2 protein-coding genes are annotated in these 530 nt (G+C 45.1%); both read left to right on the top strand.

Annotated features, from left to right (window positions below):
- The first annotated feature begins 81 nt into the window (after window positions 1-81).
- Window positions 82-345: a DUF4321 domain-containing protein gene (locus tag CUS_RS12890; RefSeq protein ID WP_002851404.1), complete on the top strand. Its 264-nt coding sequence runs from the start codon at window positions 82-84 to the stop codon at window positions 343-345.
- The coding region (locus tag CUS_RS12885) for a hypothetical protein (RefSeq protein ID WP_002851406.1) at window positions 342-530 on the top strand (189 nt) is incomplete at its 3' end. The genes CUS_RS12890 and CUS_RS12885, both read left to right, overlap by 4 nt.

The following is a 530-nucleotide window of genomic DNA, read 5'->3' as shown; positions in this document are numbered from 1 at the left end:
TGAGAAGTTCTCTGACCTGAAAAAGATCACCGATAATAAAAGGCGTTCACCCTCGCGCAGAAAGTGAGTTGAGGGAGAGATATGGATAAATTCAAGAAAGGGTTTGCGTTCATATTCTTTATGCTGGCAGGTATAGTGCTGGGCGCTTTCCTCGCTATAGTCTGTGAGAACCAGCCATATGTTTACTGGATGAGTTGGGGCAAGGATCTAGGTATAGAAAGTTTCTCGGTGGATCTTTATGTTATAAAATTCAGTCTTGGGCTGATGGTGCATGCTACTATCTCGCAGATAGTCACAATACTTATCGCGCTGATAGCATTCGCTAAAATAGGCAAAAGCATATGAAGAAGCTGTTTGCGGCGGCGATGGTCATTTTTGCTGTCGGTCTTTCGGCTTGCGGAAAAGTCGGGGATAAGGCAGGCGGCGCACTGATAAAACAGGCGCGTGAAGAATATACTTCACTTGACAGCGCCAGAGTTGTGATGACCGATATGTCAACAGGTGAAGAAGCCCAGAGTTTTACTTTCAAA

Origin of the sequence: Hominimerdicola alba 8, from assembly GCF_000178155.2 — a bacterium.
GTDB lineage: Bacteria > Bacillota > Clostridia > Oscillospirales > Ruminococcaceae > Hominimerdicola > Hominimerdicola alba_C.
This window is presented reverse-complemented; position numbering and strand designations above follow the sequence as displayed.

Excerpts from the sequence above, each read along its gene's own strand:
- CUS_RS12890 (WP_002851404.1), top strand. The coding sequence starts at position 82 with ATGGATAAATTCAAGAAAGGGTTTGCGTTCATATTCTTTATGCTGGCA.